Annotated in this window: 22 protein-coding genes and 1 pseudogene; 17 read left to right on the forward strand and 6 right to left on the reverse strand. The window is 71.8% G+C overall.

The window, feature by feature from the left end:
* Positions 1-43 precede the first annotated feature (43 nt).
* The gene (htpX, locus tag ACGFNV_RS22240) at positions 44-964 is read left to right on the forward strand and encodes a zinc metalloprotease HtpX (RefSeq protein WP_393624684.1); all 921 of its coding nucleotides are present in this window, start codon (positions 44-46) and stop codon (positions 962-964) included.
* A 2-nt stretch (positions 965-966) separates the two neighbouring features.
* Positions 967-1,551 (forward strand): hypothetical protein, encoded by a 585-nt coding sequence (locus ACGFNV_RS22245; protein ID WP_393624685.1) that lies wholly within the window; start codon positions 967-969, stop codon positions 1,549-1,551.
* Positions 1,552-1,614: 63 nt separating this feature from the next.
* Here ACGFNV_RS22245 and ACGFNV_RS22250 read toward each other — a convergent pair whose 3' ends face one another.
* On the reverse strand, positions 1,615-1,887 hold the full coding sequence (locus ACGFNV_RS22250; RefSeq protein WP_133926812.1) for a hypothetical protein: 273 nt from the start codon (positions 1,885-1,887) through the stop codon (positions 1,615-1,617).
* A gap of 160 nt (positions 1,888-2,047) precedes the next feature.
* On the opposite strand from ACGFNV_RS22250, the pseudogene ACGFNV_RS22255 reads away from it, so the two are divergent.
* A pseudogene (locus ACGFNV_RS22255) lies at positions 2,048-2,770 on the forward strand (alpha/beta hydrolase); the annotation flags it as partial.
* A 10-nt stretch (positions 2,771-2,780) separates the two neighbouring features.
* Here ACGFNV_RS22255 and ACGFNV_RS22260 read toward each other — a convergent pair.
* Positions 2,781-4,121, reverse strand: coding sequence for a DUF2252 domain-containing protein (locus ACGFNV_RS22260; RefSeq protein WP_393624686.1), 1,341 nt, complete (start codon positions 4,119-4,121; stop codon positions 2,781-2,783).
* 238 nt (positions 4,122-4,359) lie between these two features.
* Here ACGFNV_RS22260 and ACGFNV_RS22265 point away from each other — a divergent pair, with 238 nt between their 5' ends.
* Positions 4,360-5,547, forward strand: a complete 1,188-nt coding sequence (locus tag ACGFNV_RS22265) for a winged helix DNA-binding domain-containing protein (RefSeq protein WP_393624687.1) — start codon at positions 4,360-4,362, stop codon at positions 5,545-5,547.
* Positions 5,548-5,648: 101 nt separating this feature from the next.
* On the opposite strand, the gene ACGFNV_RS22270 is transcribed toward ACGFNV_RS22265, so the two are convergent.
* Positions 5,649-5,963, reverse strand: coding sequence for a hypothetical protein (locus ACGFNV_RS22270; protein WP_393624688.1), 315 nt, complete (start codon positions 5,961-5,963; stop codon positions 5,649-5,651).
* A 163-nt stretch (positions 5,964-6,126) separates the two neighbouring features.
* Here ACGFNV_RS22270 and ACGFNV_RS22275 point away from each other — a divergent pair, with 163 nt between their 5' ends.
* Both ACGFNV_RS22275 and ACGFNV_RS22280 read left to right on the forward strand, forming a co-directional pair.
* Positions 6,127-6,486, forward strand: a complete 360-nt coding sequence (locus ACGFNV_RS22275; protein ID WP_393624689.1) for an arsenate reductase family protein — start codon at positions 6,127-6,129, stop codon at positions 6,484-6,486.
* Positions 6,487-6,601: 115 nt separating this feature from the next.
* Complete coding sequence (locus ACGFNV_RS22280) at positions 6,602-7,270, forward strand: hypothetical protein (RefSeq protein ID WP_393624690.1); 669 nt, start codon at positions 6,602-6,604, stop codon at positions 7,268-7,270.
* Positions 7,271-7,285: 15 nt separating this feature from the next.
* Here the strand turns inward: ACGFNV_RS22280 and ACGFNV_RS22285 are convergent, their stop codons facing one another.
* Positions 7,286-8,179 (reverse strand): alpha/beta fold hydrolase, encoded by an 894-nt coding sequence (locus ACGFNV_RS22285; protein ID WP_393624736.1) that lies wholly within the window; start codon positions 8,177-8,179, stop codon positions 7,286-7,288.
* Between the two features lie 87 nt (positions 8,180-8,266).
* Between ACGFNV_RS22285 and ACGFNV_RS22290 the strand changes: the two genes are divergently transcribed.
* The 8 genes from ACGFNV_RS22290 (at position 8,267) to ACGFNV_RS22325 (ending at position 17,608) form a co-directional block, all read left to right on the forward strand.
* Positions 8,267-8,716 (forward strand): MarR family winged helix-turn-helix transcriptional regulator, encoded by a 450-nt coding sequence (locus tag ACGFNV_RS22290; protein ID WP_393624691.1) that lies wholly within the window; start codon positions 8,267-8,269, stop codon positions 8,714-8,716.
* Between the two features lie 195 nt (positions 8,717-8,911).
* Positions 8,912-9,940 carry a glutamine synthetase gene (gene glnII, locus ACGFNV_RS22295; protein WP_393624692.1) on the forward strand — a complete coding sequence of 343 codons (1,029 nt, stop codon included), beginning with the start codon at positions 8,912-8,914 and terminating at the stop codon, positions 9,938-9,940.
* A gap of 79 nt (positions 9,941-10,019) precedes the next feature.
* Positions 10,020-11,834 carry a HEAT repeat domain-containing protein gene (locus tag ACGFNV_RS22300; protein ID WP_393624693.1) on the forward strand — a complete coding sequence of 605 codons (1,815 nt, stop codon included), beginning with the start codon at positions 10,020-10,022 and terminating at the stop codon, positions 11,832-11,834.
* 283 nt (positions 11,835-12,117) lie between these two features.
* Positions 12,118-12,684, forward strand: coding sequence for a winged helix-turn-helix domain-containing protein (locus ACGFNV_RS22305; protein WP_393624694.1), 567 nt, complete (start codon positions 12,118-12,120; stop codon positions 12,682-12,684).
* A gap of 70 nt (positions 12,685-12,754) precedes the next feature.
* On the forward strand, positions 12,755-13,792 hold the full coding sequence (locus tag ACGFNV_RS22310) for an NAD-dependent epimerase/dehydratase family protein (RefSeq protein ID WP_393624695.1): 1,038 nt from the start codon (positions 12,755-12,757) through the stop codon (positions 13,790-13,792).
* A gap of 54 nt (positions 13,793-13,846) precedes the next feature.
* On the forward strand, positions 13,847-15,136 hold the full coding sequence (locus ACGFNV_RS22315) for a sensor histidine kinase (protein WP_393624696.1): 1,290 nt from the start codon (positions 13,847-13,849) through the stop codon (positions 15,134-15,136).
* Positions 15,121-15,774, forward strand: coding sequence for a response regulator (locus ACGFNV_RS22320; RefSeq protein WP_393624697.1), 654 nt, complete (start codon positions 15,121-15,123; stop codon positions 15,772-15,774). Before ACGFNV_RS22315 ends, ACGFNV_RS22320 begins: the two co-directional genes overlap by 16 nt.
* Before the next feature lie 196 nt (positions 15,775-15,970).
* Positions 15,971-17,608, forward strand: coding sequence for a DUF1996 domain-containing protein (locus ACGFNV_RS22325; protein WP_393624698.1), 1,638 nt, complete (start codon positions 15,971-15,973; stop codon positions 17,606-17,608).
* 98 nt (positions 17,609-17,706) lie between these two features.
* Here ACGFNV_RS22325 and ACGFNV_RS22330 read toward each other — a convergent pair whose 3' ends face one another.
* Complete coding sequence (locus tag ACGFNV_RS22330) at positions 17,707-18,126, reverse strand: hypothetical protein (RefSeq protein ID WP_393624699.1); 420 nt, start codon at positions 18,124-18,126, stop codon at positions 17,707-17,709.
* Positions 18,127-18,224: 98 nt separating this feature from the next.
* Between ACGFNV_RS22330 and ACGFNV_RS22335 the strand changes: the two genes are divergently transcribed.
* From ACGFNV_RS22335 to ACGFNV_RS22345, 3 genes are all read left to right on the forward strand, one after another.
* On the forward strand, positions 18,225-18,725 hold the full coding sequence (locus tag ACGFNV_RS22335) for a tetratricopeptide repeat protein (protein ID WP_393624700.1): 501 nt from the start codon (positions 18,225-18,227) through the stop codon (positions 18,723-18,725).
* A 49-nt stretch (positions 18,726-18,774) separates the two neighbouring features.
* A complete protein-coding gene (locus ACGFNV_RS22340; RefSeq protein WP_393624701.1) occupies positions 18,775-20,679 on the forward strand; it encodes a hypothetical protein in 1,905 nt (634 codons plus the stop codon).
* 99 nt (positions 20,680-20,778) lie between these two features.
* The gene (locus ACGFNV_RS22345; RefSeq protein ID WP_393624702.1) at positions 20,779-21,468 is read left to right on the forward strand and encodes a TetR/AcrR family transcriptional regulator; all 690 of its coding nucleotides are present in this window, start codon (positions 20,779-20,781) and stop codon (positions 21,466-21,468) included.
* A 5-nt stretch (positions 21,469-21,473) separates the two neighbouring features.
* Here the strand turns inward: ACGFNV_RS22345 and ACGFNV_RS22350 are convergent, their stop codons facing one another.
* Positions 21,474-21,827, reverse strand: a complete 354-nt coding sequence (locus ACGFNV_RS22350; RefSeq protein WP_393624703.1) for a 5-carboxymethyl-2-hydroxymuconate Delta-isomerase — start codon at positions 21,825-21,827, stop codon at positions 21,474-21,476.
* Positions 21,828-21,833 lie beyond the last annotated feature (6 nt).

Below are 21,833 nucleotides of genomic sequence, written 5' to 3' on the forward strand. Positions count from 1 at the left end.
ACTGGCAGTGGGACGGGTGCCTGACTGCGGGGTGGTGGTGCAGATGCGGAGCCGCTTCCAGAGCGACCGACAGCTGACCGTGCGGATGACGGCCACGCTGTTCCTGCTCGGACTGTTGTACGTGGCCTTCGTCGCCGCGTTGATCGTGTTGCTGAAGTCGTGGCTGCTGGTCGTCGTGCTGATCGCGGCGATGTTCGTGGCGCAGTTCTGGTTCTCCGACCGGATCGCGATGTTCGCCATGCGCGGGCGGGTCGTGGAGCGTGAGGAGTACCCCGAGCTGCACGCGGTGATCGACCGGCTGTGCGCGATCGCCGACATGCCGAAGCCGGTGGTCGCCGTGTCCGAGATGGACATGCCGAACGCGTTCGCGACCGGGCGCAATCCCGATCACGCCGTGGTCTGTGTGACCACCGGGTTGCTGCGCCGGCTGGAGCCCTCGGAGCTGGAGGGCGTCCTCGCGCACGAGCTGTCGCACGTGGCGCACAAGGACGTCGCCGTGATCACGATCGCGTCCTTCCTCGGCGTGCTCGCGGGACTGATCATTCGGTTCGCCTTCTACTCGGGGCTGTTCGGCGGGGGCCGCCGGGACCAGAACACCGCTGCCGTGCTCGCCGCCGTGATGGCCGTGTCGGCGGCCGTGTACGCGATCAGCTTCCTGCTCATCCGGGCGCTGTCCCGGTACCGGGAGCTGGCGGCGGACCGCGCGGCCGCGCATCTGACCGGCCGGCCCTCGGCGCTGGCGTCCGCGCTCACCAAGGTCTCCGGCGACATCGCCCGGATCCCGACGAAGGACCTGCGCACCGCCCAGGCCTTCAACGCCTTCTACTTCACTCCGGCGGCCGGCAAGGAGCCCGGCTTCGAGCGCTACTTCTCCACCCACCCGAGCCTGGAGCAGCGGCTCGACCAGCTGGGCCGCATCTCGGCGGAGCTGGGCGAGGCGGCGGCTCCCGGGAAGGCGGGCTGAGCATGGGGCTGCTCGACATCCTGCTCGGTCGTACGAAGCCGGTCGTGCCCGATCTCGACCAGCTGTTCGCGCTGCCGTCGGCGGCGGTGACGCTGGAGGCGGCGGCCGGATTCACGCCGACCGGGCAGGGCGCGGTGTGCTTCGCGACGGTCGAGGGCGCCGCGTTCGAGCAGACGCACCGCGAGGTCCAGGCCCTGCTCGACGCGGACGCCGACCGCACGGGCCCTCCGGTGGAGCTGACGCAGGACGGCTACGGCTACTCCTGGCTGGTCTCGCGCCGGGCGCCCGACGAGCTGTCGTTGCTGGTCAACGATCTGCACGCGGTGAACAGCTCGATGGAGGTCAACGGTTTTGGACCCCAGCTGCTGTGCTCGCTGGCGGGCTTCCGGGCCGAAGGGGGGCGCGGGCTGGCGCTGGTGTACCTCTACAAGCGGGGCACCTTCTACCCGTTCGCGCCGCTGCCCGGCGCGGGGCAGCGGCGCGACAACGCGCTGGAACTCCAGGTGAAGGCCGCTCTCGGGAACGACCTGCGGATCGAGCAGGACCTCGGCCGGTGGTTCCCCGTGTGGGGCGCCCCCGGTCTGTGAGGGGCACGCCCCCGGCCCGTGAGCTCACGACCGAGGGCGCCCGGGCCGGGATCACTCCCGGTCTCACCCGCTCTTCTCGCGCTCCTGACGCCGGGCCTCGAAGGGGCGCTCGCGCCGGTAGCGGCGCTCCCACTTGGCCTGGGTGTCCCGGCGCCGACGGTACGCCTCGTACGTGGTCGGGGCGGCTCCCGGCGCGGACGTCGGGGGCGTCGGGGACGCGCTGTGCCCGTAGCGCACGTACAGGAAGAGCACGGCGACGGCGGCGAGCCAGTAGATGTGGTTTCCGAAGCCCAGGACGACGAGGACGACGGTCCCGGACAGGATGACTGTGCCCATGACGGGTCTCCCTCCGCGGGCGTGGGGTGGGTGGGTGAGTGGTGGCGGACGGTGCCGCCGAGCGGGGAGTGGCCTGCTCCGTATCGCCTCTCCAGCGTAGGGAGACGCTCACCCGGAGTGCATCTCCTTTTCTGCTGAACAGCTGTGCGTGAATGGGGAGATGATTACTCTCTCCGGATTCGCTCCCGTCCCCTTCGCCCATGACCACGACGGTGAGCGCCTCAGCGGTGTGTACGGCGACGGAGGCGGGCCGGGAGCGGCCACCGCCGTGCTGCTGCACGGCGCGGGCAACGGCAGCAAGGAGCGACTGCTGCCGCTGCTCGGCGAGTTCGCGGCGCGGGGCTGCCGCACCCTCGCCTTCGACTTCTCCGGGCATGGCGAAAGCACCGGCGCGCTACGGGAGTTGAGTCTGCGGCGGCGCTTCGAGCAGGCGGTGGCGGTGATCGACGCGTACGTTCCGGTCGAGGGGCCGCTGGTACTGGTCGGGTTCAGCATGAGCGGTCAGACGGTGGCGGACCTCGCCGCCCACTACGGGCAGCGGGTGCGGGCGCTGGGGCTGTGCGCGCCGGCGGTGTACGCGGCCGAGGCGTGGGACGTGCCCTTCGGTGACGGCGACGGCCGCTTCAGCGCCGTCATCCGCAGGCCCGACAGCTGGCGCGCGGCTCCGGCACTGGACGCGCTGCGGGCGTACGAGGGCCGGGCGGTGCTCGCCGTCCCGGGCACGGACACGGTGATCCCGCCGGCCGTGACGGAGGCGGTGGGGGCCGCGCTCAGCAATCGAGCACGCTTCACGCGTCTCGAACTGCCCGATGCCGAGCACAGGTTGGGGCTGTGGTTCCAGGAACACGCGCAGGACCGCGCGGAGTTCGTGACGGCGGTGCTGGGCTGAACGCTCAGACTCCCGGAGTGGCCGTCACCACCCCCGCGTCGACCGCCGCGAGGAGGGTCTTGCGGTCGGCGGCGGTCCGGTCGGCGTAGTGGAGGGCGAACTCGGTGACGGCCCGGTCGAAGGTGTCGGCGCCGCCGAGGTAGGAGGCGATGGCGATACGGTCGCCGGAGCGGGCGTGGGCGCGGGCCAGGGCGGTGCCGCACAGCCGCCCGTACGCGCGCAGGTCGGCGGAGTTCATCCCGGCGACGTCGGCGCTGACCTTCATGTCGCGCAGTTGCCGCCAGTAGAAGGCGCGGCCCTGCGGCCCGGTCATCCAGCCGAGGAAGATGTCGCTGGCGGCCTGCGTCAGCCGTTGCCCGGCCACGACCCGGTGGCCGGGGTGGGCGAAGGGGCCGCTCGGCAGGTGCTCCTCCAGGACCGACTTGCGGGCCTCCTTGAGCTGGAGGAACAGCGGATCACCGTCGTCGCGGCCGGCGAGCAGCACGATGAAGCAGCGCAGACCGACGCTGCCGACGCCGACGGCCTTGCGGGCGGCGTCGACGAAGCGGTAGCGGTCGAGGAGCAGCCGGCGCTCCTCGGTGAGGGTGGAGCGGTAGTCGCTGAAGATCTTGCGGACGGCGGCCGCGTCGGAGGCACCGGCGGGTTCCAGGAGCGGCGGGTCCTGGATGATGCGGCGCCGTCCGTCGACCACTTCGGTCAGCTTGTCGAGGGCCCGCAGGCTGGTGCGGCGGCGGGCTCGGGTCAGGCTCGACTCGATGCGCCGGCGCCGGCGGTCGGAACGGGCGAGGGACAGCAGGTCGTCGGCGGCGATACGGGCGTACCAGACGTCGAGTTCACCGAGGCCGGCCATGCTCCGCATGGTGGTGCGGTACGCCGTCACCGCGTCCAGGGCCGCGCGCACCACCTTGGGCTCGGGGAGGCCGTTCTCGCGGGCGGCGACGGCGACGGAGGCCGCGAGCCGTTTGACGTCCCACTCGAACGGGCCGGGGTAGGTCTCGTCGAAGTCGTTGAGGTCGAAGAGGAGGGTGCGTTCCGGGGAGGCGTACAGGCCGAAGTTGAGCAGGTGGGCGTCGCCGCACAGCTGGACGGTCAGGCCGGTGTGCGGCTGGGTGGCCAGGTCGCCGGCCATCACGGCGGCGGCGCCGCGCAGGAAGGCGAACGGTGAGCCGGTCATCCGCCCGTACCGGATCGGCAGCAGCTCCGGCAGCCGGTCGCGGCCCTGCCGCTCCAGTACGGCGACGGGGTCGGGCCGGTCGACGGCGGGGGCCCAGCGGGCGTGAGCGGAGCGCGGCAGGTGCTTACGGGTCTCCTTGCCACGCCGGGCTCGGTCCGCGGGGGTGGTCATGTGCGGAGCCTGGGGTGGTGTCTGCGGTGCCTCTGGTGGTGTCTGCGGTGCCTGTGCATCACGGCCTCCTGTGCTCCCGGGGTCGCTCCACCTCCTGCTCGCAGTCAAGGGCCGGTGCGGGGGCGTGCGCATGCCGGGTACGGCGAACGGGTGACGGGGGCGTCCCGTCGCCGTCCTCCGATTGTCAGTGGCGTCGGGGAGGATGCCTTCAGGTGTGACCTGAGGGGCGGAGGCCGACGTGGGCGAAGGGCAGCGGTACATCGACGTGGCGGAGCGGCGGGCCCGGCTCGCGCTGCGGCACCGGCTGGCGGGTGCGGCACGGGCCGCTGCCCCCGAGGAGGTCGCCGACTCCCTGGTCGCGCTGCACGGCACGGACCCGGCGACGGTGTACCTGGCGGTGGGGGCGCGGCTCGCGGACCCCACGGGAACCGTCGTGGAGACGGAGCGGGCGCTGTACGAGGACCGCTCCCTGGTCCGTATGCACGGCATGCGGCACACGGTCTTCGTGTTCCCCACCAACCTGACCGCCGTCGTGCACGCCTCCACCGGTCTCGTCGTCGCGGCGCGGGAGCGGGCGAAGCTGCTGAAGGACATGGCGAAGGCCGGGGCGCCGGACGCGGCCTGGCTGAAGGAGGTCGAGGAGTCGGCACTGGCCGCGCTGGCCCGGCGCGGGCAGGCGACGGCCACCGAACTCGCCCGGGACGAGCCCCGCCTGCGCGAGCAGTTCGTGTACGCGGCCGGGAAGGGCTACGAGGGCATCCACACCGTCTCCACGCGCCTGCTGAAGGTGCTGGGCGTCGAGGGCAAGGTGGTACGGGGGCGGCCGCTCGGCTCCTGGACGTCGACGCAGTTCCGCTGGGCCGTGGCGCCCGAACACCCCGAACTGGACGTGGCGGGGGCCCAGGCGGAGCTCCTGCGGCGGTGGCTCGCGGTGTGCGGGCCGGCGACGGAGGGGGACCTGAAGTGGTGGACGGGCTGGAAGGTGACGGACGTCCGGCGTGCGCTGGCCGCGGTGGGGGCGCGGGCCGTGCGGCTGGACGAGGGCACGGGGTACGTCGTCGAGGGCGACGTCGATCCCGCGGCGGGGCCCGCCGAGCCATGGGCCGCGCTGCTGCCCGGGCTCGACCCGACGGCGATGGGGTGGCAGGAGCGGGACTGGTATCTGCCCCGGGAGTGGCGCCCGCTGCTGTTCGACGGGAGTGGCAACGTGGGGCCGACGGTGTGGCTCGACGGGCGCGTGGTGGGGGCCTGGGCCCAGCGCCCGGACGGGGAGATCGTCTGGCGCCTGCTGGACCCGGGCGGGGTCGGCCGGGAGGGCGAGGCACTGATCGCGGCGGAGGCCGAGCGGGTGCGGGGGTGGGTGGGGGCGACGAAGGTGACCCCACGGTTCCGCACACCGCTGGAGAAGGAGTTGGCGGCGGGCTGAGGGGACACAACTGGACGGATTCAGCACAGAGTTCCGCAGCGGGATGCACGCACCGCCCGCCCCCACGGCGAGGGGACGGGCGGTGCACAGGGCGGTCGGGCTCAGCGGCTGTAGCGGATCAGGGCGCGCACCATGTGGCACGTCGTGTCCGACGGCGGGTGGATGCCGATGAGTTCGGCCGTGCTGCGGATCTTCTCGTTGCGGGCCTGGTTCGGGACGTAGACGCCCGAGTCGAGGAGGGCGATGGCGAGGCGCATGGCCTTGAGGCGGCGGTTGTGCGTGATGTACCACTCGCGCGGACGCCCGGGCGGCAGCGGCCGCTTCGCCGTCGGCGCGTACGGCAGGTCGAGCTGGACGGAACGCTTCGCGGTGGACTGGGTCGGCAACGGCTTCTGCTTCAGGGCGGCAGCGGGCACAGGCATCCTCCTGTCGCGGTCAGGGCCCCACCGGAAACCCCGGTGACGCCCTCGAACACTGCTTCTATTCTACTGCCCACCACTGACAAAAGCCCCTGGCCACAAGGCTTGTGAGGGCCCAGTGACACAGGCGCCCAACGGGTTTTCGCGTACGGTGGACCGCATGGAGATCTGGATCAACCCGGCCTGTTCCAAGTGCCGCAGCGCCCTCACCCTGCTCGACGCCGAGGGCGCCGACTACACCGTCCGCCGCTACCTGGAGGACGTGCCGAGCGAGGACGAGATCAGGGACGTACTCGACCGTCTGCACCTCGAACCCTGGGACATCACACGCACCCAGGAGGCCGCGGCCAAGGAGCTCGGGCTCAAGGAGTGGTCGCGGGACGCGGATTCCCGCGACCGCTGGATCAAGGCGCTCGCCGCACACCCGAAGCTCATCCAGCGCCCCATCATCACCGCGGACGACGGCACCGCCGTGGTGGCCCGCACCGACGAGGCGGTACGGGACGCTCTGTCCCGTTGAGCAACGCCCCCCGTGTGGGTCAGGTCACTTCATTGACTCCTGTAAACCGCTGAGTAACCTCGTTCGGTATCTCGTACATAGCGGCGTACGCTCCCCTATCTCTCAGGAGGCGCGCATGTCGCGTAGGAGAAGGCTCAGTACGAAGAAGAAGGTCGCTCTGCTGGTCACCGCCGCGGCGGTGGCGGGAGGCGGTGCCTTCGCCATGGCGGCCACCTCGAACGCCGCGCAGTCCCCGCAGACCGCCGCGCAGTCGTCCGTCTGCCAGGGGCTCGCCACCGCCCTCGGCAACAACCAGAAGTTCATCGACGGGCAGAAGGCCGGTCCCGATGCGCAGTCGGCCGCCCGGATCGCCAACCGCGAGGCCGTCATCGCGCAGATCAAGGTCCAGCAGGAGGCGTCGGGGTGCGTCGTTGGGGAGTCGGCTCAGGGCTCCCAGGCGACGGCCCCGCAGCCTTCACAGCCCTCGCAGCCGGCGCAGAGCGCACCCGCCGACAACGCGGGCGGGACCGGTGACGGCGGCGGTGCCGCGGCCTCCGGTCAGCAGGTCTGCAACGGCTCCACCGTCACGCTCTCCGGCGAGGGCGGTGCCCCGGCCGCGTCCAGCAACCAGTTCCCGGCGGGTACGAAGCTGAAGGTCACCAACCTGGACAACAACAAGTCCACGACGGTGGAGGTCACTTCGGTCTCCGGTAGCTGTGCCCTGCTGAACAACGCGGCGTTCGAACAGGTCCGCGAGCCCGGCAAGTTCCTGATCCGCCGGGCACTGATCGAGAAGGTGGGGTGAGAATCGACCGGAGCCTCAGCCGGCGAGGAACTCGCTGAGGCGGCGGCCCAGTTCGGGGGGCCCGGCCTGCGGCAGGGCGTGATGCGAGACGTCGGGAAGGACGTCCGCCTCCACGCGCGGCAGCAGGCCGGCCGCCCTGGTCGCCACCTCGTACGTGATGGGGGTCCCCCCGCTCGAGCGAAGCCGAGAGTGGGGGAGGGTTCTGCTGCCCCCGGCCAGGAGCAGCAGAACCGGCACATCCAGGCCTCGCAGCGCGTCCGGCGCCGGGCGTGGGCCGGTCACCGGTTTCGGGGACGGGAATCCGGCCGCCGCCTCCTGGAGGCGGAGCCAGTCGGGGTCCAGGTCCGCTCCCCCGGTCTCCCACTCCAGGAAGGCGCGGACACGGCGGGGCGTGGGCCGCAGCAGCATCGGCAGGGCGTGCAGCAGGTACGTCGCCTTGTATCCGGCGAAGCACTGGGTCGGGTCGAGGAGGAACAGGCGGCGTACCCGAGCGGGGGCGCGCAGGGCGTAGTGCAGGGCGATCCAGGCACCGTAGGAGTGTCCGCCGAGGTCGGCCGCCCCGACGCCCAGGCCGTCGAGGAGCGCGTCCAGCCAGGCGGCCAGGTCGGCGACCGTGCGGGGGTGACGGTCGGCGGCCGGGACGCTCAGGCCGGGGGCGCCGATCAGGTCGACGGCGTACACCCGGCGCCGGCGGGCGAGGTCGTCCGCCTGGGCGTACCAGGACGCGGAGGTCGCTCCCCCGCCGCCCGGCAGGAGGAGCAGCGGGGGCGCGTCGGGCGGGCCGCACACGTTGACGTACGTCGTGCCGAACGGCGTCGGCACACGGACCGCCTCCCGCTCGGCGGGCCACTTGGCCATGACCTTGTCGTACACGGCCCGAAAAACTTCGAAGTCGTACGCACCGCGCATGCTCACCGCACCATCCATCCCGTCACGGGGCCTAATATCTCGCTCACCGAGATACTCGCCGAACGTGAAGATAACCGAAGGAGCACCATGCCGTCCCAGGAACCCGAGATGGAGATCGTCCACCTGCTGCGCGCGGTGACGGTCGAACTGGGCCTGCACAGCGCGCGGTTCGCGCAGCGCAACGGCATGCATCCGACGGACGTACGCGCCCTGATCGCCCTCATGGACGCCAGACGGGCGGAGGAGGAGATGACGGCCGGGCGGCTGGGCGCGGCGCTCGGGCTGAACTCGGCGGGGACGACGGCACTGGTCGACCGTCTGGAGCGGGCCGGGCACGTACGGCGGGTGCGCGCCGAGGGGGACCGTCGCAAGGTGCTCATCGAGGTGGACGAACGGGCGGTCGAGCTCGGCCAGGCCTTCTTCGGGCCGCTGATCGGCCGGGTGGTGGAGCTGGTGCGGGGGTACGACGAGCGGGAGGTCGCCGCGATCCGGGGGTTCCTGGGCGGGGTGCGGGAGGCGGCGGCCGAGGGCGAGTGACCCTCTCTACCCCGTCCCTGGGGCATACAGGCCGTGAGGTGCGCCACAGCACCCCCAGGTAACACGGGGTTCACACTCGGGCAATGACCGGGAAATCGCCTGTTGACAGGCTCGCGGGCAGCAAGCGGCGCCCCAGTGCCGTAGCGCCGCAGCACCCGCATACGCGCCGAGACCCACCCCCGAAGGATGTGGCCCGTGACCTTCAAGGCTGAGTACATCTGGATCGACGGCACCGAGCCGACGGCCAAGCTCCGTTCCAAGACGAAGATACTGGGCGACGACGCCAAGGGTGCCGAGCTGCCGATCTGGGGCTTCGACGGGTCCTCCACCAACCAGGCCGAGGGCCACGCCTCGGACTGCGTGCTCAAGCCGGTCTTCTCGTGTCCCGACCCGATCCGCGGCGGCGACGACATCCTCGTCCTGTGCGAGGTCCTGAACATCGACTTCACGCCGCACGCGACGAACACCCGTGCCGCGCTGACCGAGGTCGCCGAGAAGTTCGCCGCGCAGGAACCGATCTTCGGCATCGAGCAGGAGTACACGTTCTTCAAGGACGGCTACCCGCTCGGCTTCCCCAAGGGCGGCTTCCCGGCCCCGCAGGGCGGCTACTACTGCGGTGTGGGCGCCGACGAGATCTTCGGCCGTGACGTCGTCGAGGCGCACCTGGAGAACTGCCTCAAGGCCGGCCTCGCCATCTCCGGCATCAACGCCGAGGTCATGCCCGGCCAGTGGGAGTTCCAGGTCGGTCCGGTCTCCCCGCTGGAGGTCTCCGACCACCTGTGGGTGGCCCGCTGGCTGCTCTACCGCACCGCCGAGGACTTCGGTGTCGCCGCCACCCTCGACCCCAAGCCGGTCAAGGGCGACTGGAACGGCGCCGGCGCGCACACCAACTTCTCCACGAAGGCGATGCGCGAGGGTTACGACGCGATCATCACCGCGTGCGAGTCGCTCGGTGAGGGCTCCAAGCCGCTCGACCACGTCAAGAACTACGGCGCCGGCATCGACGACCGCCTGACCGGTCTGCACGAGACCGCGCCGTGGGACCAGTACTCCTACGGTGTCTCCAACCGCGGTGCGTCGGTGCGTATCCCGTGGCAGGTCGAGAAGGACGGCAAGGGCTACATCGAGGACCGCCGTCCCAACGCCAACGTCGACCCGTACGTGGTGACCCGCCTCATCGTCGACACCTGCTGCTCCGCCCTGGAGAAGGCCGGCCAGGTCTGATCCACGGTTCTGCCACGTTCTTCCAGGAAGGGGCGTCCGCCGTCTTGGCGGGCGCCCCTTCCGCGTATCGTGCGCCGTCATGGGGAACGACGGGGTGGAACAGGTGGCGGCGTACGGCTCGGCGGGGGACGTGTCCGGGCTGCTGCGGGCGATGGAGTCCGAGGACGCCGAGGTGCGCGAGGAAGCCCTGGAGTGGCTGGTCTCCGCCACGTGGCGCGGCGACGACCTCACCGTGGCGACCGCCCGTGCGGTGCCGGACCTGGCCCGGCTCGCCCTTGAAGGGACCGCCCATCGGACCGAGCTGCTGGACCTGCTCGCCTGCCTCGCGAACCGGAGCCGCTGGCCCGACGAGCTGGAGCCGGCGTGGCAGACGGCGACAGCCGCACTGCCGCCCCTGCTGCCCTTCGCCCACGACGCCGACCCGGGCGTACGCGAGGCCATGGTGCGGCTGATCGCCGCGTGCGGGCATGCCGAGACCCAGGGCGGCCCCGACACCCTGGCACTGCTGCGCACCCGGCTCGCGCGGGAGACCGATCCGCTGGTGCGTGCCCGCCTGGTCACGGCGCTCGGGCTGCTCGACCCGGGGGACGGCGAGTGGCGGCACGGTCTGTTGGCGGACCCCGAGCCCCGGGTCGCGCTCGCCGCCGCCGAGGATCTGCTGCGCACGGCCGACCTGCCCCTGCCCGGCGCCCTGGTGGACCAGTGCGCGCGGGCGTACACGGCCGACCCGCACGAGCCGGAACTGGCCCTGTGGCCCCCCGCCCACAAGCCGTACACGGAACGGCTCCTGGAGGACCCCGAGGCCGCGCTGCGGGCCGCCGCCGGGGGCGTGCCGCTCGCCTTCGAGATCACCGGGCGCTGGCGGGACCGCGAGGCGGACGTGCTGCCCTGGGCGCTGCGCGAGACGGGCGGCGAGAACTGGGAGCTGTACCGGCTGGCGCAGCTGACCTGCGCGCTGCCACCGGAGCTGCACACGCGCGTGCGCGACCACGCGCTGCCGTACCTGGCCTCCGGCCCGTCGGAGGCCAGGGCGGGCGCGATCGCCGTGCTCGCCCGCGCGAAGGTGCCGAGGGCCGTCGAGGAGGCCGTGCGGCTCGTGGAAGAGATACCCGGTTCGTACGACGCCGTCCGCGTCGCCCACGCGGTGGCCGAGGAGTTCGGAGCCGGGGCTCAGGCCGTGGCACGGGCCGTGGCCCGGCACTTGGGGAGCGCTCACTCGGAGCTGGTCGAGGTGCTGACGCGGTACCCGGACGTGGCGGTCGACGTCGTCGAGGAGCTCACCGAGCTGCTCGCCCGCACGGGCACCGGATACCCGCCGGTCGCGGTCGCCGTGCTGGACCGGATCGGTCCCGCCGCCGGTGACCTGGCGGAGCGGGCGCTGCTGGCCTGTGTGACCGAACGCGCCCACACCTCGGTCTCGGCGGTCGCCGCGGTCGCGTACCACCGGGTCAGCTGTGACCCCGAGCCGGCCCTGTCCTTCTTCCGTGAGGAGATGGACCGGTTCGGCCCCGGCCTGATGATGGACTGTGCGAGCCAACTCGGTCCCGCGGCCGCGCCCTTGCTGTCGTTCATCGAGCCCTGCCTGACCCGCGACGCCTGGCCCATGGCCGCGCTGGCCGTCTGGCGCATCACCGGCCGCACCGAGGACACGGTGGAGCCCTTGGCCCGGCAGGCGGTCGAGTGGGGGAGGTTCTACCCCCGCACGCCCCACCCCGTGCTCACGCTCACCGAGATGGGGCTCCTCCCGCGCTTCGCCGTGGACCCGCTGCGTCGTGGGGCCGAGGCCCGGCGCCGCGTCGTCCGCGACTTCATGTTCGGCGACGATCTCCACCCGGACTACGTCGCCCGAGCCGCCGTCCGGAACCTGCTGGAGACCGCGCGCATCGTCGACTGACGCCGACTTCACGCCAGGAAACGTCCAAGCAGTGAGAGGACTCTCCTGTCACGCGCGTGTGTCTGCTTCAATGGCCCCATGGCCAGCTTCCAGAAGTACTCCGCGACAGGTCGCCATGACCTCGAGCCCTTCTGGCCCTCCCGCCAGCACCACGACTTCGACCGGGTGTGTTGCCGCGCGACGAACGCGCCGGCCCTCTAAAGCCGTACACCCCGGCCTTCGGCCAGCGCGAACCGGCGTACGTCCCCCCGACGAACCTCTCGCGCGAAAGAGCTGACCTCTCATGGCGACCACTCGTTCTCTCTCCACCGCTGCTCCCCTCCCCGCGTCCGCCCGTCACCACCTGCGTGCCGTGGACCGCGACGAGGTGGCGACCGTCGCGGACTTCCTGCCGCCCGGTGCCACCTGGATGCCGGCGCCGCAGCACACCCTGCCCACGCTCCCGGGCCGCCCCCCGATGATCGGCTACCTGGTGCTGGTCCCGGCCGACCAGCAGCCGCCGTTCCTGCCGGTCGCGGTGCCGGACCGGCCCGCCTCGGACGACACCGCCGGCGGCGACCCGCTGGTGCGCATCGACCCCGTGCAGCGCACCGCCGAGCTGGACGGTCGTCAACTCGAGCTCACCTACCTGGAGTTCGAGCTGCTCGCGCATCTCGTCGCACACCCGGGCCGGGTGCACACCCGCGACCAGCTGGTCGGCACGGTGTGGGGCTACGGCCACGTGGGCGACGGCCGTACGGTCGACGTCCACGTCGCGCGGCTGCGCCGGAAGCTGGGCGCCGAGCACCGCCAGGCGATCCAGACGGTGCGCCGGGTCGGATACAAGTACGTCCCGCCCGTGGGACGCTGAGTCGGTTCCCCCCTCTGCCGTCAGCAGATCGCCGTTCCGTCCCGCCGCTCCGCCGGGCAGGGTCACCCGCATGAGACTTCTTGTGCTGGGTGGAACGGAGTTCGCGGGACGGGCCGTGGTGGAGGCGGCGCTGGGGCGGGGCTGGGACGTGACGGTCTTCAACCGGGGGCGGCACGATCCCGTCCCCGGTGCCCGGACGCTGACCGGCGACCGCACCTCACCCGACGGGCTCGCCGCCCTGGCCGACGGTGAGGACGAGTGGGACGCCGTCGTCGACACCTGGTCGGCGGAGCCGGTGGCCGTCCACCGCACCGCGCGGCTGCTGCGGGGCCGCGCGCGGCGGTACGTGTACGTGTCGAGCCGCTCGGTGTACACCTGGGCCCCGCCCGCCGGGTACACCGAGGAGGCGCCGCTGGTCGAGGGCGCCGAGCCCGACGCGGGCCACACCGACTACTACCGTGACAAGCGGGGCGGCGAGCTCGCCGCCGTGGCGGCCTTCGGGGCGGACCACTCCGTGCTCGTACGGGCCGGGCTGATCCTCGGTCCGTACGAGAACGTCGGCCGGCTGCCCTGGTGGCTGAACCGGATCGCCCGGGGCGGGCCGGTCCTGGCGCCCGGCCCGCGCGATCTGCCCCTGCAGTACGTCGACGTACGCGACCTCGCGGGGTGGATCCTCGGGGCGGTGGAGGGGGAGTTGAACGGCCCGTACAACCTGACGAGCCCCCAAGGGCACGCCACCATGGGCGAGTTGCTGGACGCGTGCCTGCGGGTCACCGGGTCTGCGGCCGAACTGCGCTGGGTCGCGCCGGAGGTGATCCTCGACGCGGGCATCGAGCCGTGGACTCACCTGCCCGTGTGGGTGCCGCCCGGCAGCGACATGCACGACGCCCTGCACTCCGCCGATGTCTCGCGGGCGGTGGCCACCGGACTGTCCTGCCGACCCGTCGAGGAGACGGCCGCCGACACCTGGACCTGGCTGCAGAACATCGGCGGTACGGCCCCCCAGCGTCCCGACCGGACCCGCGAGAGCCTTGACGCGGAGACCGAGGCGAAGGTGCTGGCCTCGCTGGGCAACGCGGCGGGAGGTGTACCTGGCACCACCCCCTGACCGGGGGCCTGAAGCCCATGCCCGCTGCCCCGCGGGTCGGCCAGACTGACACCCATGAACACCAACACGAAGAGTGACGGCGGCAGTTCGAGGGCGCGAGCGATGCTGCTGGCCGCCGGGCGGGGGTTCGTGCTGGCTGTGGTGTCACTGCCACTGGCCGTCCTGTGCCTCACCCTCACCGCCGTGTCGATCGCCCTCATCCCCCTCGGCATCGGGCTCGTCACCACTCCGTGGGTGCTGGCCGGGGTGCGCGCCTTCGCCGACCGTCGGCGGGTGCTCGCCGCCGAGTGGGGCGGGGTGCGCATCCCCTCCGCCTACCGGCCGATACCCGAGGGCGCCAACCCGTGGACACGCACCTTCGCGCTGCTGCGGGACCCGGCGACCTGGCGGGACCTGCGGTGGCTGCCGGTGGACATGACGGCGGGGTTCGTCACCGCGCTGCTGCCGACGATCCTGGTCTTCTACCCGCTGGAGGGGTTCGCGCTGGCGGCCGGGCTGTGGCGGGTCATGACGGGCGGGAAGTACGGCGAGTACGGGCCTTACTGGTACGGCTTCGTGCCGGTCAGCGGCCAGGTGTCCGCCCTCGGCGCCGGCGTGCTGGGCGCCGCCGTCCTCTTCGCCGCCTACCGGTACGCCCCGAGCGCCTTCCAAATGCACTTCCGTCTCACCCGTGCCGTCCTCACCCCCACTCAGGCCGAACTGGCCGAACGGGTACGGGTGTTGACCGAGACCCGGCGTGACGCCGTCGACACCTCCGCGGCGGAGCTGCGCCGGATCGAGCGGGACCTGCACGACGGGGCGCAGGCGCGGCTGGTCGCCATGGGCATGGACCTCGGGACCATCGAGATGCTCCTCGACAAGGACCCGCGGGCCGCCAGGCAGCTCCTGGCACAGGCCCGCCGGTCCTCCGTCGACGCCCTCACCGAACTGCGCGACCTGGTGCGCGGCATCCATCCGCCGGTGCTCGCCGAGCGGGGTCTCGGTGACGCCGTACGGGCATTGGCGCTGCGGCTGCCGGTGGCGACGGAGGTGACGGTGGACCTCGCCGGCGGCCGTGCGGACGCGCCGGTGGAGTCGGCGGCGTACTTCGCGGTGAGCGAGGTGCTCACCAACGCCGTCAAGCACTCCGGCGCCGAACGGATCTGGGTCGACCTGCACCACGCCGACGGCTGCCTGCGGGTGTCCGTCACCGACAACGGCAAGGGCGGCGCGGTGGTCGGGGCGGGTTCGGGCCTGGCCGGGATCGAGCGGCGGCTCGGTACATTCGACGGCGTCCTGGCCGTCAGCTCCCCCGCCGGCGGTCCCACCATGGTGACCATGGAGATCCCTTGCGCGTTGTCCTAGCCGAAGACCTGTTCCTGCTGCGGGACGGACTGGTCCGACTTCTGGAGGCCCACGACTTCGAGATCGCGGCCGCCGTCGAGAGCGGTCCGGAGCTGGACCGGGCACTGGCCGAGCACCGGCCCGACGTGGCGGTGGTGGACGTACGCCTCCCGCCCACCCACACCGACGAGGGCCTGCAGTGCGCGCTGCGGGCCCGCCGGGAGAGACCGGGCCTCCCGGTGCTGGTCCTCTCGCAGCACGTCGAGCAGTTGTACGCGCGTGAGCTGCTCGCCGACGGCACTGGCGGCGTGGGGTATCTGCTGAAGGACCGGGTGTTCGACGCGGAGCAGTTCGTGGACGCGGTACGCCGGGTGGCGGCGGGCGGTACGGCGATGGACCCCCAGGTGATCCAGCAGCTGCTGGCACGGCGGTCGGGCGAGGGCCGGCCGCTGGACCGGCTGACACCCCGGGAGCTGGAGGTGCTGGAGCTGATGGCGCAGGGCCGGTCCAACGCCGCCATCGCGGGCAAGCTCGTCGTCACGGAACGGGCCATCGCCAAGCACACCGCCAACATCTTCCACAAACTGGGACTCGAGGTCTCGGACGATGACAATCGGCGCGTGCTGGCGGTGCTGGCCCATCTGAACCGGGACCGCTGAACACAAAATCTTCGCAACCCAACTACCAGCGCCGATGAGGCAGTTGGGGACGAATTGTCTCGTCCCTTGACGCACCGGTCTCTCACCAATTCCTGAGACGGCTGAACACCTCTGGGACCACGTGCGTAAGAGAGGACGCCGCTTCACTCCTGTCGGGCGCCTCGATGCTGCCCCGCAAGGAAGTCAGAGGAGTTCCATGGGACGCAACACACGTAAACGCCGTTCGTCGATGGCCACGAAGGCCGTGGCAGCATCGGCGGCCCTAGCGCTCGGTGGGGGCGGGCTGATCTGGGCGAACTTCTACGCTTCGGCGCACGAGTCCAGCAACTCGGCGCAGAACCAGACCAAGGCCGCCGCCGCCCAGGTCGCGACCATCGCCTGCCCGGACGTGGGCCAGAAGCTCACCAACGTGCCGAGCGGGGCGCGCAACGGGGTGGCGAAGGAGCTGGCGCTCCTGGACAAGCAGATCACCGAGGCCTACGCCCGGCTCGCCTCCACGCGCCAGGCCCAGGCCGGTGACGCCGGCTTCGTCCAGAACGCGATCGTCGGTCCGCTGAAGGAAAAGCGGGCCGCGACGATCGACCGTATCCGGATCGACATCCAGCGCGTCGGCGGCCAGTTCAACAGCCAGCTGAGCCAGCTCGCCGCCTGCACCACGCAGGGCACCGCTCCGCAGACCAACGCAGGTCAGGCCAACGGCGGTCAGCAGCAGGGCGGCCAGCAGCAGAACGGCGGTCAGCAGCAGGGCGGCCAGCAGCAGAACGGCGGCCAGCAGCAGGGCGGCCAGCAGCAGGGCGGTCAGCAGCAGGGCGGCCAGCAGAACGGTGGCCAGCAGCAGGGCGGTCAGCAGAACGGTGGCCAGCAGCAGGGTGGCCAGCAGGGCAACGGTGGCCAGGGCGGCAACGGCCCGGTCGCGGCCGACTTCGTGGACATCACGAAGGTCCAGGGCAACGCCCAGCTGGGTGTCGGCCAGAACGGCCTCCCCGCCAACGGCAACAGCGGTTCCCGGGGCACCTTCACCTCGAACTGCGGCACCAACGGCAACGACAACCACAACACGGACAACGTGATCGTGGCCCCCGGTGTCACCAACGGCGCGCACCACCTGCACGACTACGTCGGCAACCAGAACAACAACGCCTTCGCGAGCGACCAGCAGCTGGCCGCCGCCGGCACCAGCTGCCAGAACCAGGGCGACAAGTCGTCGTACTTCTGGCCGGTGCTGCGTCTGCAGAACGGTCAGCAGGACTTCGACCAGAACAAGGACGGTGGCGGCAAGGAGGGCAACGTCGGCCAGATCCTTCAGCCGGCCCAGGCCCAGCTGAAGTTCGTCGGCAACAAGAAGGGCAACGTCGTCGCGATGCCGCAGGCCCTGCGCATCATCACCGGTGACGCTAAGGCCTTCGTCAACGGCAACGCCAACGCCAACGTGAACTGGTCCTGCACCGGCTTCGAGAACAAGGTGCAGCTGAAGGACAAGTACCCGATCTGCCCGCAGGGCAGCCAGGTCGTCCGCACGACCAACTTCCAGAGCTGCTGGGACGGCAAGAACATCGACAGCGCCAACCACCGTACGCACGTGGCGTTCGTCCAGGGCGACGGCAGCTGCGCCAACGGCTTCAAGGCGATCCCCCAGCTCCAGGTCCGTCTGGTCTACAACGTTCCGGCCCCCAAGCTGCAGAACGGCCAGGTCGTGAACCCGTACGCGGTGGACACGTTCCCGGAGAACCTGCACAAGCCGATCACCGACCACAACGACTTCATCAACTTCTTCAGCGCGAACACGATGAACCAGATGGTCAACTGCATCAACACCGGCAAGCAGTGCAAGTGAGCCACCCCCGGGTGAGCCACGGCAACTGAGCCACTGAGAAAGCCGGCGGTGAGGATTCCTCACCGCCGGCTTCTTCGTGCGCCGGGGCCGATCGGTGATCAGTGCGACCCCTGGTGCGCGGAGTGGTCCGCGCCCTCCTCGATGTCGCCGCCGAGCGTCTTGCGCAGTGCCGTCATCGTGCTGGTCTCGCCCACGGCCACCCACTTGCGGCCGACCAGGTAGTGGCCGCCGTAGTCCTTGGCACCGTTGATCCACTCGCGCTGGCCGCGGTCCGTGGCGAAGGTCGCCAGGATGAACTTGCCGTCGGTGTTCTGGCAGATGGCCTGGCGGATCTCGTCCGCGTCGGTCTGCATGTTCGGCTTGCACTTCACCTCGGCGGCCAGGTGCTCCAGGCTGCCGGTGGCCGCCGACGGGACGGCCTTCGTGTCCGTGTCGGAACCGGAGCCTGAGCCGCAGCCCGCCAGCGCCAGCACCAGTGCGGCGCCGCTCAGCGCGAGCATCGGTCGGGTCACCTTCATCTGTCCTCCCTGCGAGAGCCTCTTCCTGAGTACGGCTCCCGGGTGTGGAGCGCTCAAAATACAGGTCACCACGGGCACACCCGTGCGAAAGTGACCCGGTGAACCAAGACTGGGAAGACCGTGTGACCGCCGCCTGGGCGACCCTCGACGACTACCCCGAGGAGGAGGCGGCGACATTCCGGGCCGTGATCGACGCGCTCGTCGCCGAACTGCCGGAGGACAGTCCTCTCGGCCCGTTCGAGCAGGCGTGCGCCTGGGACTCGACGGGCCACTCGGACAGGGCCGCCCCGCTGTACCGGGAGGCGCTGGCGCGCGGCCTGAACGGCTACAAGGGCAGGCGCGCCAAGATCCAGCTGTCGAGCTCGCTCAGGAACATCGGGCAGGCCGAGGAGGGCGTCAAGCTGCTGACGCCGGAACTGGACGGGCCTTCCGACGAGTTGGACGACGCGGTACGCGCGACCCTCGCCCTGTGCCTGTCGAGCCTGGGTCGCGACCGCGAGGGGCTGTCGCTGGTGCTGGGCGCACTGGCGGCCCATCTGCCGCGCTACCAGCGATCGATGGCGAACTACGCGAAGGCACTGGTAGAGCCGGAAGAGTGAGTCTCCCGGGTGTCGGTGACCATCGACCGCATCGCTCGTTCTGCTGAACGTGCAGTCACAGGATGTCGCCCAGCACCCCTCTCCCACGCTCTCCGCCTCGCTCGAACAGGCCGAGGCCGCGCTCGTCGAGCACTATCCACGGCTCGTCCGGATCGCCTATCTGGTGCTGCCGCCGAGTCTCGGCCGGGGCCGGCGCGTCCTGACCGCCCACGCCCTCACCCAGCGCGCGCTGCCCCGGGGCCGGTCGTCCACGACCGTGATCCCGGCCCAGTCCAAGGGCGCCGACGCCGGCTACTCCTACGTCCGTCTCCAGGTGCTGCGTACAGCACTGGAGGCGGGCCTGCCGCTGACGCCGAGGGCCTGGCCCAAGCGCTCCCAGCTGCCGCCGCTGCTGCCCCAGGTGTGGGGCCTGCGCCTCTTCCCCCGTTCGGGCGGCGCCGACGAACTCGTCCTGGATCAGCGGCTGTCGGCACTCTCCGGCCCGGCCCGGGCCGCGTACGTGCTGCGCGGTCTCGAGAAGCTGCCCGACCCGGACGTCCGCAAGGTACTGAGCGCGGTCGGCGTCGACGACCCCACAGCCGCGCTGCGGGAGGCGGACGAGATCGACGCGCAGTACGCGCTGCTCGAGTCCGCCGAGTTCGACCCCTGCTCGCTCCAGGCCCGGCCCACCGACCTGAGGCGGCGCAGGCAGCACACGAAGGCGGCGCTCGCCGCCGCCGCGGCCCTAGCCGTGTGCGGCGCGCTGTTCGCCCTGCCCGGTGACGGCTGGGGCCCCGACGGCGCCGCCGCCCCGCCGTACGCGCGCAACGCCGCCGCCGAGGCCGCCCTGGACCCGGGCAGGTTGACCCGGGTCTCCTCCACCGCCTGGCGCACCGCCACCCGCAGGGACTTCTCCGTGTGGCCCGCGCGCGGCGCCCTCGCCGACGACTCCGCGCTGCTGCGCCGGGCGCTCGCCGTCTGGGCGCGCCCCGGCGGGTCCGTCAGCGTCGCGGCGACCCCGGGCACCCAGTCCGGCGGCCCCGCCGGACCGCCCCAGCTGCTGTACGCGGGCGACGTCGACAACGCGCGCGTGGTGATCCTCTACGACGGTCTGCGCGTCGCCCGGTACGCCGAGGCGAAGGACGGCACGGGCAGGGCCGCCCTCGACTTCGCGCGGGCCGACGGCGCGACCGGCGCCGAGGCGAGCGCGGTGGTCCTGGGCCGCTCCGACGGCAACGTCCGCTATCTCGTGGCGCCGTGGGTGAGGAAGGCGGCCGAGCGGGACCTGGCGAAGCCGGGCGCCGGTTCGATGGCCCTGACGGTGACCAAGGGGGCCACCTCGCCGCTGGCCAGCCCCGCGACCCGGACGAGCGCGTGTACGTCGTGGAACGTGCTCCAGGTGACCGACGCCTCCGGCACACGGCTGCTGAGCGACCTGGGCGAGCTGCTGCCCGCCCGCCTCTCCACCGGGCGGCCGGGGAAAACTCGCGAGGTGAGCGGGTCGGAGGCGCTGCGTACCTGGGCCCCGTTCGCCTGCTCGCTGGCGGACGCGCGCGGCCTGGGCGTGCGGTCGGTGAACGCGTGGAAGTACGCGAGCCAGCCGCTGCCCGACCGAAGCGGGTCCGGCACGTGGGTGTGCACGCGGGCGGAGACCTGGCGGGGCGAAGGGTCCCGGGTGTTCGCGCAGTTCGGGACACCGGGCGGAACCTACGGCGCGGTGGCGGCCAAGGCCGCGGACGTGCCGGCGTGCGGGCCGCGCGACCCCCATGTGCTGGCCGGGGTGCTGTGGAAGTCGGCCGGCGGGCACTGGTACCTGCTCGCGGCCGGCAGCAAGAACACGACGTCCATCACGGCGACCGGCGGGGTCACCGCCTCCGCGACGGGCCGGCTGCTGGAGGCCCGCGGACGGCAGGGAGCCCGGGCCGAGTTGAAGGGAACCCTGACGAACGGGCGGACGATCAACGGGCTGGGGTGAGTTGGGTCCCACCGGAAGTGGTCAGCCGTGCGCGAGTATGTGAACGTCCCCGACTGATCCGGTCGGTTCGCGGCTGGAATCGATCGGTAGAGTGTTCGCATGACTACCGGGGTTCGTCGTCGCATGAGTGTCGAGGAGCGGCGGCAGCAGTTGATCGGCGTCGCCCTCGAACTCTTCAGCCGGCGTTCGCCCGACGAGGTCTCCATCGACGAGATAGCGTCGGCCGCGGGCATCTCGCGCCCGCTCGTCTACCACTACTTCCCCGGCAAACTCAGCTTGTACGAGGCCGCGTTGCAGCGCGCGTCGGAGGACCTGGCGGGCCGGTTCGCGGAGCCTCGCGTGGGGCCGCTGGGCACCCGGCTGCTGCGAGTGATGCGCCGGTACTTCGACTTCGTCGACGAGCACGGGCCCGGTTTCGCGGCGCTGATGCGCGGCGGCCCGGCGGTGGGCTCCTCCACCACCAACGCGCTCGTCGACTCCGTACGCCAGGCCGCGTATGACCAGATCCTTTCGCACCTGGACGTGACCGAGCCGCCCGCGCGACTGGAGCTGGTGGTCCGTTCCTGGATCTCGCTCGCCGAGTCGACCGCGCTGATCTGGCTGGACGGCCGGCGCATCCCGCGCGCCGAACTGGAGGCCCAGCTCGTGCACGACTTCGCCGCGCTCACCGCGATCAGCGCCGCCTACGACGAGGAGATGAGCGCGATCCTGCGCGGCATGCTCAAGGACGAGCCGGCCGACGGTCCGTTCAGCGAACTCGTCGGCCGGCTGATCACCCTGGCGTCCTGAATCGTCTAGTTCTCGAACTTCCGGTACGACGGGTCGAGGTCGCGCACCTCCGCCGAGGCGTGCAGGGCGAACCCGTCCGACCGCACATGCTCGCGCAGCGCCTCCAGCACGGCCTCGGTGAGCCTCACCTTCGTCTCGTCGGTGCGCCCGGCGAGCAGTCCGATCGTCACATGGACGACCGCGTGTCCCTCGTCGTCGAGACCGACGGCCGTGAACTCGCTGGGACGGAACTGCGTCTTGCACGCCTCCGGCTTGGCGGCCGCGATCTCCACCACCCTGCTGTGCAGAGACTGCGCGAAGCCGGCCCGGTCGAAGGCGGCAGCCATCGTGGCGGAGTAGTCGACGGTGATCTGCGGCATGGGCAC

The sequence above is a fragment of the Streptomyces sp. NPDC048751 genome, from assembly GCF_043198595.1.
Taxonomy (GTDB): Bacteria; Actinomycetota; Actinomycetes; order Streptomycetales; family Streptomycetaceae; genus Streptomyces.